Here is a 15,088-nt window from a genome sequence, read left to right as displayed (position 1 = left end):
ATGGACCTCGTCATCGCCCGGCCGGAAGGCCTGTATTGCCCGGCCGGCGATTTTTATATCGACCCGTGGAAGCCGGTCGACCGTGCCATCATCACGCACGCGCACTCGGACCACGCCCGTGTTGGCCACGGCCATTACATGGCGCACACCGACAGTGAAGGCACGCTGCGCACCCGGCTGGGTGAAATCACCCTGCAGACCTTGCCGTACGGAGAGACCATTGAACATCGTGGTGTTCAGGTCTCCCTGCATCCCGCCGGCCACGTGCTGGGCTCGGCGCAGGTGCGGCTGGCGCATGGCGGGCGTGTCTGGGTCGCGTCGGGCGACTACAAGACCGAAGCCGACGGCACCTGCGCGCCGTTTGAGCCCGTGCCTTGCGACACCTTCATCACCGAGTCCACCTTCGGCCTGCCGATATACCGCTGGCCCACGCAAACCGAGCTGTTTGCAGGCATCAACCAGTGGTGGCGCCGCAATGCTGATGAGGGCAGGGCTTCGGTGCTGCTGTGTTACGCGTTCGGCAAGGCCCAGCGGATTCTTCACGGCGTGGACGCGAGCATCGGACCCATCGTTGTGCATGGCGCAGTCGAGCCGTTGAATGCCGTCTACCGTGCCGCCGGCGTCAACTTGCCGCCTACCTTTCGCGTCACCGATCTGGAAGTGACGACTCAAACGTTGCAGCGCTCGCTGGTGCTCGCCCCGCCATCGGCGCAGGGCACACCGTGGATGAAGCGCTTTGGGAACTACTCGGACGCCTTTGCCAGCGGCTGGATGCAGCTGCGCGGCACGCGCCGCCGCCGCGGCGTGGACCGCGGTTTCGTGATGTCTGACCATGCGGACTGGCCCGGCCTGCAAAGTGCGATTGCCGCCACGGGCGCCGAGCGGGTGTTTGTCACGCATGGCAGCGTGGCCGTGATGGTGCGTTGGCTTACTGAGCAGGGCCTGCAAGCGCAAGGTTTCAGTACCGAGTACGGTGATGACGATGTGGCCGACAAGGCAGTTGCAACATGAAAGCCTTCGCCGCGCTGTACCGCGAGCTGGACGCCACGACTTCGAGCTTGGCCAAGCAATCGGCACTGAAGTCCTATCTGCAAAACGCTGCGCCCGCTGATGCGGCATGGGCGGTTTATTTTCTGGCGGGCGGCAAGCCGCGCCAGTTGGTCCCCACCAAAATTCTCCGGCAACTCGCCCAGCAGGCGGCCAATTTTCCCGAATGGCTGTTTGACGAGAGCTATGAAGCCGTGGGTGATCTGGCGGAAACCATTGCGTTGCTGTTGCCGCCGCCGGTGGGCGCACATGACGAGGGGCTGGCGACCTGGATTGAGCAGCGCCTGTTACCTCTGCGCAAGACACCGCCAGAGGAATTGGCCGGCGCCTTGCAGGCGCAGTGGCAACTGCTGGCGAGTGACGAGCGCCTGGTGTACTTCAAGCTCATGACCGGCAGCTTTCGCGTAGGTGTCTCGCGCCTGCAGGTAACCCAGGCGCTCGCTGCGGTGGGTGGTATTGACCCCAAGCGTGTGGCGCAGCGGCTCATGGGCTACACCCACATCACCGGTCAGCCCACAGCTGCCGATTACGCGCTGCTGGTAGCCCCAGAGAACAGCGGTGAGCTCAATCAGAAAACCAGCGGCCAGCCTTACCCGTTTTTTCTGGCACATCCCTTCAATGTGCCGGTGGCGCAATTTGACGCAACGCTGGGCGATCCTGCCGACTGGATCGTCGAGTGGAAGTGGGACGGCATACGTGCGCAACTGGTGAGACGCGCAGGCCAGCAGTGGCTGTGGTCGCGAGGTGAGGAACTGGTGACAGACCGCTTTCCGGAGTTGGGCGCCATGGCGGCGGCTTTGCCGGACGGCACGGTGATCGACGGCGAAATCGTGGTCTGGCGTGAAGACAAGGTGCAGCCCTTTGCCGAGCTGCAAAAAAGAATAGGCCGCAAAACTCTGGGCCCGAAGTTGCTGCGCGAAATCCCCGTCGTGCTGCTGGCATATGACCTGCTGGAGTGGCAAGGCAACGATTTGCGCACGCTCTACCATGCGGAGCGGCGCGTGTTGCTGGACGACCTGATCACCCAGCTGCAACATCCCCAACTCATCGCCAGCCCGATGCTCAATGGCAGCAACTGGGAAGATCTGGCGCGCCAGCGCGAAGCTGCACGCGCGATGGGTGTGGAGGGCATGATGCTCAAACAGCGGCAGGCTGCCTACGGTGTCGGTCGCACCAAAGACATGGGCATCTGGTGGAAGTGGAAGATAGATCCGCTCAGCATTGACGCGGTTCTCATTTATGCGCAGCGTGGTCACGGCCGGCGAGCCAGTGTCTACAGCGACTACACCTTTGCGGTGTGGGATGGTCGGCCCGAGCAGGCGGACCGCAAGCTCGTGCCGTTTGCAAAGGCCTATTCCGGCCTGACCGATGTCGAAATGAACCGCGTCGACGCCGTGATCCGCCAGACCACGATCGAAAGTTTTGGCCCGGTGCGCAGCGTGCGACCCACGCTGGTGTTTGAGCTGGGGTTTGAAGGCATTGCGCGCAGCAGCCGCCACAAAAGCGGCATCGCGGTGCGCTTTCCCCGCATGTTGCGCTGGCGCGAAGACAAAACAGTGGCCGAGGCCGACACTTTGGAAACGCTGGCCGCGTTGCTGCCCGCATGAGCAGCGCCAGCAAGCCAGTCAAGCACGCGCTGAATACTTGGTTTGCTGAACGGGGCTGGAAGCCCTTCAAATTTCAGCGCGAGGTGTGGAAGGCCATTGCCGCAGGGCAATCAGGCCTGCTGCACGCCACTACGGGTGCAGGCAAGACCTACGCCGTGTGGATCGGCGCTTTGATGGCTTTTATGCAGGTAGCCCAGAAACCACGTGCGCGAGGCGCTATTAAAAAAATAGCGAATGCGGCTTCGGTCCGCTCTGCGCCAACACAGCCACTCACGGTGCTCTGGATCACGCCGATGCGTGCGCTGGCTGCCGATACCTTGCGGGCTTTGCAGCAGGCGCTGGACGCTGTGCAGAACGTGGAGCAGGGTGAGGGTGACACTGGGCCGCGCCTGATCCCGTGGACTGCTGGTGCGCGCAGCGGCGACACGGCATCGGCTGAACGCAGCGCGCAAAATCGCCGCCTGCCAACGGTGCTGGTCACCACACCCGAAAGTCTTTCGCTGTTGTTGTCGCGGGCGGATGCCAAAGAAGTCCTCAGCACGGTGCGTATGGTGGTCGTGGACGAGTGGCATGAGCTGCTCGGCAACAAGCGCGGCGTGCAGGTGCAACTGGCGGTGGCACGGCTCAAGGGGTGGGCTTCCGCGCTCCCCGGTCCCGTGATTTGGGGCATGTCGGCAACGCTGGGAAATTTGGGCGAGGCCATGCACACGCTGCTCGGCCACGATAAGGGGACGTTGGTACAAGGCCAAGTCCCCAAGAAACTCCACATCGACTCACTGCTGCCTGAACGCGCCGAACGCTTTCCATGGGGCGGGCATCTGGGACTGACCATGTTGCCCCAGGTGATTGAGGAAATAGCAGTCAGCAAAACCACGCTGGTGTTCACCAACACGCGGTCGCAGTCCGAGATCTGGTACCAGGCCATTCTGGAAGCGCGGCCCGAGTGGGCCGGACTCATCGCCCTGCACCACGGCTCGCTGGACCGCGCCGTGCGTGAGTGGGTCGAGGCTGGCTTGAAAAGCGGTGAGCTCAAAGCCGTGGTTTGCACTTCCAGTCTGGACCTGGGCGTTGATTTTTTGCCGGTGGAGCGGGTGCTGCAGATCGGCTCGCCCAAAGGGGTGGCGCGCTTGCTGCAGCGGGCGGGACGCTCCGGCCACGCGCCGGGGCGTCCGTCGCGCATCACGCTCGTGCCCACCCATAGCCTGGAGATGGTGGAGGGCGCTGCCGCGCGCGCGGCGATTGCTGCAGGGCACATCGAGGCACGGCAATCGCCTCAGCAGCCGCTGGATGTGCTGGTGCAACACCTCGTCACGGTGGCGCTGGGCGGCGGCTTTGAGCCTGAGGCGCTGTATGCCGAAGTGCGTTCCACAGCGGCTTACGCACAACTGTCCCGCGAGACCTGGGAGTGGTGCCTCACCTTTGTGCGGCAAGGCGGGGCTTCATTGGCGGCCTACCCGGACTACCGGCGCGTGGTGCCCGATGAGGAGGGCGTCTGGCGAGTACCCGATGCCAGGCTGGCGCGCCGACACCGCATGAACATCGGCACCATCGTGAGCGACGCCAGCATGTCGGTGCAATACCTGGGCGGCGCAAGAATTGGCAGCGTTGAAGAAAGTTTTGCAGCGCGCCTGAAGCCCGGTGACGCTTTTCTTTTTGGCGGTCGCCTGCTGGAACTGGTGCGCATCCACGAGATGACCGCCTGGGTGCGCCGCGCCAGCAGCAAACGCGCGGCAGTTCCGCGCTGGAATGGCGGGCGCATGCCGCTGTCCACCACGCTGGCTGATGCCGTGGTGCAGCAGCTGGCGCTGGCCAAAGACGAGCGATATGACACGCCCGAGTTGCAGCGTGTGCGCCCGTTGCTCGATATCCAGCAGCGATGGTCTGCCTTGCCGACGCCGCAGACGCTTCTGGCTGAGGTCCTGAAGACGCGCGAAGGCTCGCACCTTTTTTTGTATCCCTTTGCAGGTCGCCATGTGCACCTGGGCCTGGCCAACCTGATTGCCTGGCGCGTTGCGCAGCGTGAGCCGAGGACGTTTTCGATTGCTGTCAACGACTACGGCTTTGAGCTGTTGAGCGCGCTTGAGGTTGACTGGCCCACCTTGTTGCCGCAAGTGCTCATGCCTGCCGAGGATGACTCGGTTCTTTTGCACGAGGTGCTGGCCAGCCTGAATGCCACCGAGCTGGCGCAGCGGCGCTTTCGTGAAATTGCCCGCGTGTCCGGACTGATCTTTCAGGGCTACCCCGGCGAGAAACGCAGCAACAAGCAGTTGCAGGCCTCTTCATCACTGTTCTACGAGGTATTCAGAAAATACGACCCTGCCAACCAGTTGTTGCTGCAGGCGGAGCAAGAGTTATTGGCGCAAGAGCTGGAGATTGGCCGCATGCGCAGCAGTCTGGCGCGCATGCAGGCGCAGCTGCTGGTAATGCAGGTGTTGGAGCGGCCCACACCTTTTGCCTTTCCGCTGATGGTGGAGCGCTTTCGCGAGCAGCTGTCCAACGAAAGTGTGGCTGACCGGATTTCCCGCATTGTTCAGCAATTGGAAAAAGCGGCGGGTCACGCCCCGGGCAGCAGCGCGCTTGGTCAACCGGGGAGTGATGTGGACCAGGTTCGTCATACGCTCGCCTTTGGCCAGGATGGCGTTGGCAAATCTGCAGCGGGCCCAGGCTCCCGCAAATCGCGGCGTAAACCATCACGGCCTTTGCCTCTGCTTTGATGCAAGCTGTCGATACACCTTCCACGCCCCTTGTTATCAGCTACGCCGGCGAAACCCTGTGGCTTTTGCCAGAGCGGGCCTTGTGGTGGCCCAATAAGCGCGTGCTCTGGATTGCCGACATTCATTTGGGCAAAGCGGCAACCTACCGCGCGCTGGGTCAGCCCGTGCCAAGTGGCACCACACATGAAAACCTCACCCGCCTGACCCGCTTGTTGACGCACTACCGGCCTGACGCCCTGGTTTTCCTGGGCGACTTTTTGCACGCGGCGCGAGCGCGCACGCCAGCCGTTCTGAGCGCCTTGACCGCGTGGCGCAGTCAGCATGCGGCGGTGCACTGCACGCTGGTCAGGGGCAACCACGATCAGCGCGCGGGCGATCCGCCGGAGGGGCTGAACATTGAGGTTGTCAATGAGCCGTTTCTCATGGGCCCTTTTGCCGCATGCCATCACCCCCAGACACATGCCACCCATGCGGTGATTGCGGGGCATCTTCATCCGGCACTGCACCTGCGCGGTCCGGGCCGTGACCATCTGCGGCTGCCCTGTTTCTGTTTTGAACCTCGTTTGGCGATCCTGCCGGCTTTTGGCGAGTTCACCGGCGGCTGGAGGGTACAGCCCGAGCCGGGGCGGCAGCTTTACCCTGTGGGCGGCCGGGCGGTGTGGCGTTTACCGGAATCCTGAATTCGGGCGCCTGAGGGCCGGATTGATGATGAAATTGGCCATTTGCCCTTATTTGATGGGTGCTGGCAGCTATCAAAACAGGAGCATGCGTAACAACTGCTCACCACAATGGGCTGCGATGGCCGTTATGTTTCACCAGGAGCAACCGAAAACACATACAAGGCGGGATCATGGACAGCATTCTGGACAGCGTGAGTTGGGAAGATGGCGCCTCTCCCAGTACACAGCCACGAAGGTCGCGCAGCATTTGGCTCAAGCGCGGGCTGCTGCTTCTTTGCACAGTCGCGGCGCTGGGTGTCCTGCTGTCGCATTAACCGAGCCGCCCCCCCTGCGGAACGCTCAAAAACCTTCCTGAGTGATTAACTTAGGCCTGAAATTGGCCTAAGTTAAGTCTTGCCTGGCTTAAGTCACCCGCCTAACATTCTGAAAAGCACCGATAAAGGTGCAAGACAGGAGACAAGCTTTGGTGAGCTGGCAAAACCGCAGTGTGGATGATCTCGATCTGCTGACGACCATATTCTGGTCGGCTGGCGCGTCGCGCCATGCGCTTGCCGAGCGCCTGGATTACTCCAAAAGCAAGGCCAATGCGATGGTCGCCGCCTTGCTGGACGAAGGCCTGCTGGACGAAGTCGGCTTGCAGGACTCCTCAGGCGGACGCCGGGCCGAAACCCTGCAGCTCAGCGCGTCGCTGGGTGTCCTGTTGGGCGTGGACCTGGGCGCCACCAGCATGCAGTTGGCCATCCTGAAACCCGATCTCACCGTACTGGCCCGCCACACTGAAGCTGTGGATGTGCGCCAGGGTCCCGGTGTGGTGCTGGCCCGTATGCGCGTGCTGATGCGCGAGCTGCTGGCGCGCTGCGGGCTGGCTGCACGTCAGGTCATCTCCATCGGTATTGGGGTGCCCGGTCCGGTGGACTTTGACAGGGGCCAGCTGGTCAACCCGCCGCTGATGCCGGACTGGGGTGGTTTTTCAATCCGCGACTACTTGCGTGAGGACTATGCAGCCCCGGTTTTTGTCGACAACGACGTCAACCTCATGGCGCTGGGTGAGCTGTGGCGGCTGCAGCGCAGCCTGCAGAACTTTCTGGTGATCAAGATTGGCACCGGCATCGGCTGCGGCATTGTGTGCCACGGCCAGGTCTACCGCGGGGCCAATGGTTCGGCGGGCGACGTGGGCCATATTTGTGTGGATCGCTCCGGCCCGCTGTGCCACTGTGGCAACCGCGGCTGCGTTGAGGCCATGGCCGGCGCGCAGGCGATTTCTCGCATGGCTGTGGAGGCGGCCACCGCTGGGCGCAGTCCTCTGCTGGCCGAGCGGCTAAAGGCCCAGGGCACCTTAAGTGCAGAAGACGTCGCCCAGGCCAGCCGGGCTGGGGACGTCGAGGCCAACGCCATCATCCAGCGCGCCGGCAATCTGGTGGGTGAGATGCTGGCTTCGGTGGTCAACTTTTTCAACCCGTCCAATGTCTTTATTGCGGGGCGTATTGCCAGCATGGGGCCGCTGTTTCTGGCGTCTGTGCGACAAAGCGTTTACCAGCGCTCGCTGGCGCTGTCTACACGCCAGCTGGAGATCCAGTACATACCGCTGGCCGACGATGCCGGCCTGGTCGGTGCCGGCGTGCTGGCCATGCAGGAAAGCCTGAAGGCTGCGGGAGTGCTGCGATGAGTGTCGCCATCGAGTTTCGTGACGCGGTCAAGGAGTTTGGTCCGGTGCGGGTGCTGCATGGCGTAAGCCTGGACCTGCAGCCCGGCCGCATCTACGGATTGCTGGGCGAAAACGGTGCCGGCAAATCCACCCTCATGAAAATTCTGGCCGGGTACGAAAGCCTGACTGGCGGTGAGTTGCTGGTCGACGGCGCCGCCTGCAGCTTCAGCGGCTCACGCCAGGCGGAAGACCTCGGCATTGTGCTGATTCACCAGGAGTTCAACCTCGCTGAAGACCTGACCATCGCGCAAAACATTTTTCTCGGACACGAGTTCAAGCGCGGGTTTTTTCTGGACGATGTGCGCATGCGCCGCGAGGCGGCTGAGGCTTTGGCCAAGGTTGGTCTGGACATAGATCCTGACACCCGCGTGCGCCAGTTGATCGTCGCGGAAAAGCAGATGGTAGAAATTGCGCGCGCCCTGGCCCGCCATGCGCGGCTGCTCATCATGGACGAGCCGACCGCCACCCTGACACCCGGCGAAACCGAGCGGCTGTTTGAATTGATGGCCTCTCTCAAGGCGCTGGGCACCACCATCATTTACATCTCGCACAAACTTGATGAGGTTGAGCGCATCACGGACGAAGTGATCGTTATGCGCGACGGCAAGCTGGTCGCGCGGGAGCCGACGCCTGCGGTGACCCGGCGCCAAATGGCCAACCTGATGGTGGGTCGTGAACTGGCTGATCTGTTTCCGCCCAAGCTGCCGGTGGAGCCGGCTGCGCCAGCCTTGAAGGTCACCGGGTTGAGCGTGCCGGGCTGGGCCACGCAAGTGAGTTTTCAGGTGCAGCCCGGCGAAATTTTGGGCTTTGCAGGCCTGGTCGGCGCGGGGCGTACCGAGCTGTTTGAAGGACTGCTGGGCATTCGCGAGCGTGCGGCCGGTCAGGTCGAGCTGCAGGGCCGTGCAGTGACGCTGCGCAGCCCGCGCGATGCGGCGCACCTGGGCTTGACCTATCTCAGTGAAGACCGCAAAGGCAAGGGCCTGCATGTCAACTTTGGTCTGCGGCAAAACCTGACCCTGATGGCGTTGGAGAAATATGCCAGGCCGTGGCTAAAACCGCAGGTTGAACGCGCTGCGCTTGAGCAAGCCGTCGCAGAGTACGGCATACGCGCCGGCTCGCTTGATGTCCCCGCGTCTGCACTTTCAGGCGGCAACCAGCAAAAGCTGGCGCTGGCCAAGGTTCTGCATCCGGCGCCAGCAGTTGTTGTGCTGGACGAGCCGACCCGCGGTGTCGACGTGGGTGCCAAGCGCGAAATTTATTACCTGATTCAGCAGCTGGCCTCGCGCGGGCTCGCTGTCATTGTGATTTCGTCCGAGTTGATGGAATTGATCGGGCTGTGCCACCGCGTTGCTGTGATGCGTGCCGGCCGCCTGATTTCTACCCTGCAGGACGCCCAGCTGACCGAAGAGGAGTTGATTGCCCATGCCACAGGAACCCGCTGATACCCCGCGCGCGCCGCGCCACGCCGCCCACTGGTGGAGCAAGCTGCATGGCCTCGGCCCCGTCGTCGGCCTGGTGCTGTTGTGCGTGGCCGGGACACTGCTGAACGAAAACTTTGCCACCTACGACAACTTGATGAATGTGCTGACCCGCACGGCCTTCATCGGCATCCTCGCCGTCGGTATGTGTTTTGTGATCATCTCAGGCGGCATCGATTTGTCTGTGGGCTCGATGGCGGCACTGATTGCCGGATCAGTGATTCTTTTCATGAATGCCATGGCACCTGTGCTGGACTCGCCGCTCATGGCGGTGGCTGCGGGCATGGTGCTGTCGGTGGTGCTGGGTGCGGCCTTTGGTCTGGCGCATGGCCTCTTGATCACCAAGGGCAGGATTGAACCCTTCATCGTCACGCTGGGAACACTGGGAATTTTCCGGGCCTATCTCACTTACTTTTCTGACGGCGGCGCCATCACGCTGGATAACTCGCTGTCTGATGTTTACAGCCCGGTGTATTACGCCAATCTGCTGGGCGTGCCGTTTCCGGTGTGGATTTTCCTGCTGGTCGCGCTGGCGGGCGGTGTGATTTTGAACCGCACGGCCTACGGGCGTTATGTGCAGGCCATCGGATCCAACGAGCAGGTGGCGCATTACGCCGCGGTGGATGTGCACCGCATCAAGATACTGACTTATGTGTTGCTTGGCGTGTGTGTCGGTATTGCCACGCTGCTGTATGTCCCGCGCCTGGGCTCTGCATCCCCCACCACCGGTCTGCTTTGGGAGCTGGAAGCCATTGCCGCAGTGATTGTGGGCGGCACCGTGCTCAAGGGCGGCGCCGGCACCATCACCGGCACGGTGGTCGGCGCGATCTTGCTCTCGGTCATCAGCAACATTCTCAACCTGACCAGCATCATCAGCGTTTATCTCAACGCGGCGGTGCAGGGTTTCGTCATCATCGCCGTCGCGTTTATGCAGCGCGGCAAGCGATAAGGTTCTTCACTGATTTTTTCCCCGCCGGTGGCGCAAGCTGCTATTTTTTTTAACGATATCGAAGGAGACAGACAAATGAAAACAATCACCCGCAGGCTGGCCCTCTCGGCCATCAGCGCAGCCGCGCTGGCCTTGAGCGCACCTGCCATGGCGCAAGCCAAGAAGAAAGAAGTTCTGGGCGTGTCCATGCCGGCCGCTACGCACAGCTTCATGGCCGGTGCCGTGTACTGGGCCAACCAGGCCAAGAAAGACCTGGAGAAAGCCAATCCCGGCATGAAGGTCATCGTCAAAACGGCAGCCAATGCTTCCGAGCAGGCTAACCAGTTGCAGGATCTGGTGACGGTGAGCAAGATCACCTCGCTGGTCGTCTTTCCGTTTGAATCTGCGGCGCTGACCAAGCCGGTGGCGCAGGTCAAGGCCAAGGGCATTTACGTCACCGTGGTTGACCGCGGCCTGACCGACACCAGCGCACAGGATGCCTACGTGTCTGGCGACAACACCGCCTTCGGCAAGATCCCCGCCGAGCACATTGCCAAAACGCTGGGCGGCAAGGGCAACATCGTGGCGCTGCGCGGCATCCCGACCACCATCGACAACGAGCGCATGGACGCCTTTAACGCCGTGATGAAAAACCACCCCGGCATCAAGCTGCTGGATGCCAAGCACGGCAACTGGAACCGCGACGATGCTTTCAAGGTCATGCAGGATTACCTCACGCGCTTCAAAGAGATCGATGCGGTCTGGGCCGCCGATGACGACATGGCTGTGGGCGTGCTCAAGGCCATCGATCAGGCAAAACGCAAGGACATCAAGCTGGTGTTCGGTGGCGCGGGTGCCAAGGGCGCGATCAAAACCCTGATGGACGGCAGCGACCCGCTGATCCAGGCCAATGTGTCTTATTCGCCCAAGTTCATGTACGACGCGATCAAGATGACGGGCGAGGCGCGGCTGAAGGGTGAAAAATTGCCCGCAAGCAACATCGTCCCATCGGTGCTGATCACCAAGCAAAACGCCAAAGACTTCTACTACCCGAACTCGCCGTTCTAAGCACGGGCTGAGTGTGTGAGTCTCGGGGTCCTTGGTGTTGCACCAGCCCCGAGCTGTTTTATTTTTGATCAAGATTTTTTGAGGAAAGCCATGGCTAGAGCCGTCACCCTGTTTACCGGCCAATGGGCCGATTTCCCGCTTGCGGAGCTGGCACCGCTTGCCAAAAGCATGGGGTATGACGGGCTGGAGCTGGCCTGCTGGGGCGACCATTTCAATGTGCAGGAGGCGCTCGCCTCCGACCAATACATCAAGGACAAGCGGGCTTTGCTGGCATTGCATGGCCTGCAGTGTTTTGCCATTGGCAATCATCTGGTCGGTCAGGCGGTGTGTGATCTGATTGACGAGCGCCACCAGTCCATTCTGCCGCCACATGTGTGGGGCGATGGCGAGCCTGAGGGTGTGCGCCAGCGCGCGGCCTCCGAGCTACAGGACACGGCCAAAGCTGCGGCCCGTTTTGGCGTGAAGACCGTGACGGGATTTACCGGCTCATCCATCTGGCATTCAATTTATGCCTTCCCGCCCACCACGCAAGCGTATTGGGACAAAGGCTTTGCCGATTTTGCACAGCGCTTTCTGCCTATCCTGGATGTGTTCGAAAAGCACGACATCAACTTCGCACTGGAAGTGCACCCGACAGAAATCGCCTTTGACATTGCTTCGGCGAAACGCGCTATTGAGGCGGTGAAGGGACACAAACGCTTTGGCTTCAACTTTGATCCCAGTCACCTTGCGTATCAGGGCGTTGACTATGTCCGCTTTCTGCGTTTGTTTGAAGAGCGCATTTATAACGTCCATATGAAGGACGTCTGGTGGGGTCGCGGCGACGGAACGGTGGGCGTGTTTGGCGGTCACACCAGCTTTGGTGATGCACGGCGCTTCTGGGATTTCCGCAGCGTGGGCCGCGGCCTGGTGGACTTTGAATCCATCATCGTGGCGCTGAATGACATCCGTTATCAGGGGCCTCTTTCAGTCGAGTGGGAAGACAGCCGCATGGACCGCGTGCATGGCGCCACCGAAAGCGCTGCCTTCTGCAAGCGCCTGGATTTCACGCCAGCTGTTGGTGCATTTGACGCCGCCTTCGCGCGCGACAAATCGTAAGAGGACCTCATGACATTTGACAGAAAACTGCGTTTCGCCATGGTGGGTGGCGGGCGCGATGCCTTTATTGGCGCTGTGCACCGCAAGGCCATGGCGCTGGATGGCGAGATTGATTTTGTGGCCGGTGCCTTGTCTTCCGACTGGGAGAAAGCCACCGCCTCGGGACGCGCGCTGGGGCTGGCCGATGACCGCAACCATGGAGACTGGCAGGCGCTGCTGGCCGATGAGTTGGAGCGTCCGCCTGAAGAGCGCATTGATTTCGTGAGCATCGTCACGCCCAACTATCTGCACTACCCGGTGGCGGCGGCGTTTGTTGAGGCTGGCTTTCATGTGGTGTGCGACAAGCCGCTGGTCAATAGCGGCTCAGAAGCCGACGCCCTGGTGCGCGCGGTTGAGCAAAGCGGCACCGTCTTCGGCGTGACCTATAACTACACCGGCTACCCGATGGTGCGCGAAGCACGCCATCTGGTGCGCAGCGGTGTGCTGGGCGAGGTCCGCAAGGTCACGGTTGAATACAACCAGGGCTGGCTGGCCACCGCGGTGGAGGGGCAGGGCAACAAGCAGGCCGGCTGGCGCATGGACCCTGCACGCGGCGGCCGGGTCGGCACCATGGGCGACATCGGCTCGCACGCCGAAAACCTTGCGGCCACGGTGACCGGGCTGACACTGGAAAGCATTTGCGCTGACCTGACCACTTTTGGTCAAGGCCGGCAACTGGACGACGATGGACACTTGCTGCTGCGCTACACCAATGGCGCGCGCGGCGTCATCATTGCGTCGCAGGTGGCAGCGGGGCTGGAGAATGATTTGCGCCTGCAGGTCTCTGGCACCTTGGGCACCATCAGCTGGCGCCAGGAAGATCCCAACCACCTGGTGCACTCACCGCTGGATGGTCCGCGCAGAATCCTCACGCGCGGTTCGCCCTGGCTGTGTGAATCCGCCCGCCGTGCGAGCCGTTTGCCGGCCGGGCATCCTGAGTCGTTCATCGAGGCCTTTGCCAACATTTATCTCGGCGTGGCAGCGGACATTCGGGCTCATACGGCAGGTTGCCCGGCTGATACGCTGGCGGCTGACTACCCCCGCGTGGCCGATGGCGCACGCGGCGTCCATTTCATTGAGAAAGTGGTGGAGTCCGCCAGCAGTGATCGCAAGTGGACGGCTGTGCAATAAACACTTGCTATTAAATCAATAGCTGCTTGCGCCCGTGAATGAAGGGCAAAATGCTGATTTGATGCATAACCCTCGCCTTGGGGACGTCCCGGGATGGGTTTTACTGCAATTGAGGCGCGTCAGGCAATTCGTTGACGTTGTCGAAAGCCTGACCCGGCGTCAACGCAAAGTGCTGCATGAGGACTGCTGACGTTTCTTCCAGGCCGTGGGTCAGGCCATCCTCGTAACGCTTCTCGCGAAACGCCGCGCCCATGTGCACCACCAGTGTTTTCCACTGCTCAGGTGTGACGTGTGTGTTCAGGCCCCGATCAGCGACGATTTCAATCGCATGCTCGGCCAGCAACACGTAGATCAAAACACCATTGTTCTGCGCGGTGTCCCACACGCCCAGCTTGCCAAACATGGCAATGGCGCGCTCCCGTATGACTTTAGGCAGCGGACTGCGGCTGCCCACCCTGGCCAGGTAGCTCAGCGGCAATGAGGCTTCGACGCAGATGCGTATTTCGCCGCTGTGGCGTCGCTCGCTTGCGGCAACGCGCTGCGTGACGCGGGTCAACACGTCTGGCGGAATCACCCGCTCGGCGTCGGACGCGTCCAGCCATAAGTGCCGCAAAATCAGTGTGAGCTTGTTCATCATGAGGTCTACCAGTCGCCCGAGGCGCCGCCTCCGCCAAAGTCTCCGCCGCCACCGCTGCTGAAGCCACCGCCACCACCGCCAAACCCTCCGCCGCCGCCACCAAAACCACCGCCGCCAAAACCGCCAGCGCCGCCGCCCCATCCAGAGGACCTGCGGCCGCCGCCCAGCGAACCGACGCTGGCGATCAACGCAAAGATCAAACCGACAAATGCGGCAATGCCGCCTATCAGCACACTGCTGGTGAAAAGCCAGGCGAGGCCGCCGACAGCGCCGCCTGTTGCAACCGATCCCAGTTTTCGCCCGAGTACGCCAGATAGAAGGCGCGCACCAATAGGTACGGCAAAAAACAAAAAGATCGCCATGTCGGTCCACGAAATCCCGTCACCAAGAGCGGGGATGCTCTGCTGATCCGGGGTGGGGAGGTTTTCCCCCGTGATGCGCGCGATGAGCTGGTCGGCAGCTGCGTCAAGCCCGGCGGCAAAGTTGCCCTGCCTGAAGTTGGGCGTGATGGCGCTGTCGATGATCTGCCGCGCCGCCAGGTCAGGGATGGCGCCTTCAAGCGTTTTGGTGGTTTCGATGCGCACCTTGCGGTCGTTTTTGGCAACCACCACCAGCACACCGTCACCAATGCCCTTGCGGCCTATCTTCCAGCTGTCGCCAATCCGCTGCGCGTAGGCTGCAATGTCTTCGGGCTGCGTTGTTGCCACCATCAGCATCACAATTTGCGCGCCGCGGCTTTGCTCAAAGGCCGCAAGCTTGGCCTCCAGCGCCTGAACTTGCCCGGCATCCAGCGTACCGGTGCTGTCCATCACGCGTGCGGTCAGGGCTGGCACAGGCTGCACATCCTGCGCCCAGCCCAGCGCCGGCCAGCAGGCACCCAGCACCCAGAAAACAAGCGCAGCAGTGCGCGCGGTCAGGCCAGACATGAAGCGGAGTTGGACAGGAAAGGTGGGCGG

At 61.9% G+C, this 15,088-nt stretch carries 13 protein-coding genes; 11 read left to right on the top strand and 2 right to left on the bottom strand.

The genetic code is table 11. From position 1 onward, the window contains the following. The 11 genes from VE934_RS09485 to VE934_RS09435 all read left to right on the top strand — a co-directional run bounded on the left by VE934_RS09485 (position 1) and on the right by VE934_RS09435 (position 13,495). Entirely contained in the window at positions 1-1,011 is a 1,011-nt protein-coding gene (locus VE934_RS09485; protein WP_324886743.1) for a ligase-associated DNA damage response exonuclease, read from the top strand. Continuing rightward, a complete protein-coding gene (locus VE934_RS09480; RefSeq protein WP_324886742.1) occupies positions 1,008-2,654 on the top strand; it encodes an ATP-dependent DNA ligase in 1,647 nt (548 codons plus the stop codon). The genes VE934_RS09485 and VE934_RS09480 overlap by 4 nt, the downstream gene beginning before the upstream one ends. After that, complete coding sequence (locus tag VE934_RS09475; protein WP_324886740.1) at positions 2,651-5,368, top strand: ligase-associated DNA damage response DEXH box helicase; 2,718 nt, start codon at positions 2,651-2,653, stop codon at positions 5,366-5,368. The genes VE934_RS09480 and VE934_RS09475 overlap by 4 nt, the downstream gene beginning before the upstream one ends. After that, positions 5,368-6,048: a ligase-associated DNA damage response endonuclease PdeM gene (gene pdeM, locus VE934_RS09470; protein WP_324886738.1), complete on the top strand. Its 681-nt coding sequence runs from the start codon at positions 5,368-5,370 to the stop codon at positions 6,046-6,048. Before VE934_RS09475 ends, pdeM begins: the two co-directional genes overlap by 1 nt. Positions 6,049-6,218: 170 nt before the next feature. Then, positions 6,219-6,362: a hypothetical protein gene (locus tag VE934_RS09465; protein ID WP_324886736.1), complete on the top strand. Its 144-nt coding sequence runs from the start codon at positions 6,219-6,221 to the stop codon at positions 6,360-6,362. A 152-nt stretch (positions 6,363-6,514) separates the two neighbouring features. Then, positions 6,515-7,714: an ROK family protein gene (locus tag VE934_RS09460; RefSeq protein WP_324886734.1), complete on the top strand. Its 1,200-nt coding sequence runs from the start codon at positions 6,515-6,517 to the stop codon at positions 7,712-7,714. Beyond that, a complete protein-coding gene (locus VE934_RS09455; RefSeq protein ID WP_324886732.1) occupies positions 7,711-9,195 on the top strand; it encodes a sugar ABC transporter ATP-binding protein in 1,485 nt (494 codons plus the stop codon). The genes VE934_RS09460 and VE934_RS09455 overlap by 4 nt, the downstream gene beginning before the upstream one ends. Beyond that, positions 9,176-10,180 (top strand): ABC transporter permease, encoded by a 1,005-nt coding sequence (locus VE934_RS09450; RefSeq protein ID WP_324886730.1) that lies wholly within the window; start codon positions 9,176-9,178, stop codon positions 10,178-10,180. The genes VE934_RS09455 and VE934_RS09450 overlap by 20 nt, the downstream gene beginning before the upstream one ends. A 75-nt stretch (positions 10,181-10,255) precedes the next feature. Next, entirely contained in the window at positions 10,256-11,227 is a 972-nt protein-coding gene (locus tag VE934_RS09445; RefSeq protein WP_324886728.1) for a substrate-binding domain-containing protein, read from the top strand. A 90-nt stretch (positions 11,228-11,317) separates the two neighbouring features. Further along, positions 11,318-12,325 carry a sugar phosphate isomerase/epimerase family protein gene (locus VE934_RS09440; protein ID WP_324886726.1) on the top strand — a complete coding sequence of 336 codons (1,008 nt, stop codon included), beginning with the start codon at positions 11,318-11,320 and terminating at the stop codon, positions 12,323-12,325. 9 nt (positions 12,326-12,334) lie between these two features. Then, positions 12,335-13,495 (top strand): Gfo/Idh/MocA family oxidoreductase, encoded by a 1,161-nt coding sequence (locus VE934_RS09435; RefSeq protein WP_324886723.1) that lies wholly within the window; start codon positions 12,335-12,337, stop codon positions 13,493-13,495. A gap of 100 nt (positions 13,496-13,595) precedes the next feature. Here the strand turns inward: VE934_RS09435 and VE934_RS09430 are convergent, their stop codons facing one another. Together VE934_RS09430 and VE934_RS09425 are read right to left on the bottom strand one after the other, a co-directional pair. Then, complete coding sequence (locus VE934_RS09430; RefSeq protein ID WP_324886721.1) at positions 13,596-14,132, bottom strand: TPM domain-containing protein; 537 nt, start codon at positions 14,130-14,132, stop codon at positions 13,596-13,598. A gap of 5 nt (positions 14,133-14,137) precedes the next feature. Next, complete coding sequence (locus VE934_RS09425; RefSeq protein ID WP_324886719.1) at positions 14,138-15,058, bottom strand: TPM domain-containing protein; 921 nt, start codon at positions 15,056-15,058, stop codon at positions 14,138-14,140. Between the last annotated feature and the right edge of the window lie 30 nt (positions 15,059-15,088).

The sequence above is a fragment of the Polaromonas sp. genome, assembly GCF_035638815.1.
GTDB lineage: Bacteria > Pseudomonadota > Gammaproteobacteria > Burkholderiales > Burkholderiaceae_C > Polaromonas.
Note: the sequence above shows the minus strand (reverse complement) of the source record. Positions and strands in the feature narration are given on the sequence as shown.

Excerpts from the sequence above, each read along its gene's own strand:
- VE934_RS09485 (WP_324886743.1), top strand. The coding sequence starts at position 1 with ATGGACCTCGTCATCGCCCGGCCGGAAGGCCTGTATTGCCCGGCCGGC.
- VE934_RS09480 (WP_324886742.1), top strand. The coding sequence starts at position 1,008 with ATGAAAGCCTTCGCCGCGCTGTACCGCGAGCTGGACGCCACGACTTCG.
- VE934_RS09475 (WP_324886740.1), top strand. The coding sequence starts at position 2,651 with ATGAGCAGCGCCAGCAAGCCAGTCAAGCACGCGCTGAATACTTGGTTT.
- pdeM (WP_324886738.1), top strand. The coding sequence starts at position 5,368 with ATGCAAGCTGTCGATACACCTTCCACGCCCCTTGTTATCAGCTACGCC.
- VE934_RS09465 (WP_324886736.1), top strand. The coding sequence starts at position 6,219 with ATGGACAGCATTCTGGACAGCGTGAGTTGGGAAGATGGCGCCTCTCCC.
- VE934_RS09455 (WP_324886732.1), top strand. The coding sequence starts at position 7,711 with ATGAGTGTCGCCATCGAGTTTCGTGACGCGGTCAAGGAGTTTGGTCCG.
- VE934_RS09450 (WP_324886730.1), top strand. The coding sequence starts at position 9,176 with ATGCCACAGGAACCCGCTGATACCCCGCGCGCGCCGCGCCACGCCGCC.
- VE934_RS09445 (WP_324886728.1), top strand. The coding sequence starts at position 10,256 with ATGAAAACAATCACCCGCAGGCTGGCCCTCTCGGCCATCAGCGCAGCC.
- VE934_RS09440 (WP_324886726.1), top strand. The coding sequence starts at position 11,318 with ATGGCTAGAGCCGTCACCCTGTTTACCGGCCAATGGGCCGATTTCCCG.
- VE934_RS09435 (WP_324886723.1), top strand. The coding sequence starts at position 12,335 with ATGACATTTGACAGAAAACTGCGTTTCGCCATGGTGGGTGGCGGGCGC.
- VE934_RS09430 (WP_324886721.1), bottom strand. The coding sequence starts at position 14,132 with ATGATGAACAAGCTCACACTGATTTTGCGGCACTTATGGCTGGACGCG.
- VE934_RS09425 (WP_324886719.1), bottom strand. The coding sequence starts at position 15,058 with ATGTCTGGCCTGACCGCGCGCACTGCTGCGCTTGTTTTCTGGGTGCTG.